The organism is Anaerobium acetethylicum, assembly GCF_900096945.1.
Classification (GTDB): Bacteria; Bacillota; Clostridia; order Lachnospirales; family Lachnospiraceae; genus Anaerobium; species Anaerobium acetethylicum.
This window is the reverse complement of record NZ_FMKA01000093.1, coordinates 1-1,745: the sequence shown is the minus strand read 5'-3', so window position 1 is coordinate 1,745 and position 1,745 is coordinate 1. Positions and strand designations below refer to the sequence as shown.

General features: G+C 40.5%; 1 protein-coding gene. It reads left to right on the top strand.

Translation table 11 applies throughout. The features are described from left to right. The first annotated feature begins 127 nt into the window (after positions 1-127). A complete protein-coding gene (locus BJR36_RS19915; protein WP_091237173.1) occupies positions 128-1,726 on the top strand; it encodes an IS1634 family transposase in 1,599 nt (532 codons plus the stop codon). Positions 1,727-1,745 lie beyond the last annotated feature (19 nt).

Here is a 1,745-nt window from a genome sequence, read left to right as displayed (position 1 = left end):
CCTACATTCCCGTGAGAATTATAACGTGGAAACCTTATAAGCACTGATTTTACTGTATTATTTGATATTTTTTGTTGAAATCATCCGCAAAACACGTTATAATTATAACGTGTATCGGAGGTGTATTATGGGTTTAATTTATGTACCAAACAAGAAAAATGGCATTACATATGTTTATGAGTCAACCAACTATTGGGATAAAGATAAGAAACAATCACGCAGCAAGCGTATATGTATCGGCAAGTTAGATGAAAATGGGAATTTGATTCCTTCCAAGCGATTAACTGCTACGATGGCATCGCAACCAGCCAAACAGGGGCCGGTACCTTCGACAAATATTAAGCATAGCTACTACGGAGCAACATATCTGTTTGATGCCATCGGTGAGTCCCTTGGTATTACAGATGATTTGAAAACCTGCTTCCCTGAAAATCATAAGCAGATTCTGTCCGTTGCATACTTTTTGATACTAGAAGACCGTAACTCGCTGATCCGATTCCCAAAGTGGGATAGAACGCATTACCACCCTTATGGCGGTTGCATCTCTTCACAACGAAGCAGTGACCTTTTTGCTTCCATTACGGAAGAAGCAAAAGCACGCTTTTTCCGCCTGCAGGGTAATCGACGCATGGAGAACGAATACTGGGCTTATGATACGACAAGTATTTCGTCTTATTCCGAATCGTTAAAGCAGGTCAAATATGGCATTAATAAAGACAATGACCCACTTCCCCAGATTAACCTTGCATTGCTGTTTGGTGAAGAATCCGGTTTGCCGTTCTACTACCGTAAACTGGCGGGCAACATCAGTGATGTCAAGACAGTAAAGAATCTGCTCGCCGATATAGATTGGCTAGGTCTTCGCAAGGTAAAGCTAGTCATGGACAGAGGTTTTTACAGCGAGGATAACATCAACGCCTTGTATCAGAATCATTTGAAATTCCTGATGGCCTCAAAAGTATCCCTTAAATTTGTGCAGCAGGAGTTAAATAAGGTGAGGGACAACATACGTACTCGCAGGAATTACAACTCAACCTATCAACTCCACAGCCATACGACAATGACAGAATGGCACTATTCGCAGGAAAGACCCTATAAAGGAGATGTCATAAAAGACAAGCGCCGCATATATCTGCATATCTATTTCAGCGGTGAAAAGGCACTTGAGCATGAAACCCGTTTCAATGCCATGCTTGACATGTTAGAAGCAGAGTTGATTTCAGGCAATCGTAATCCGGAACACGAAAAACAATATGTCAAATATTTTGATATTATTTCAACACCTATCCGTGGTATAAAAGTAACACCAAAACAGGATGCGATTGCTAAAGCCGAAAAAGATTACGGTTTTTTTGTCCTAATCAGCAATGAGATTAAGGATCCAATCCTGGCATTAGAGACTTACCGCAACAAAGACTTAGTTGAAAAAGCGTTCGGCAATCTCAAGGAAAGACTTAATCTGAGGCGTACAGCAGTATCTTCGGAAAGTTCGCTTGAAGGAAAATTATTTGTTCAGTTTGTGGCGTTGATCTATCTTTCATACTTAAAAAAGCAGATGTCAGAAAAGGGATTGTACAAAAGTTATACGATGCAGGAATTATTAGATGAACTGGATGTCATTGAAGCATACGAAAATCCGGGCAGCGCACTGCGAGTTGGTGAGGTTACAAAGAAACAGTCAGAATTATATAAGGCAATGGGTGTTACACCGCCGAACACGTTATAATTTCTTGGGTATTTAGGAT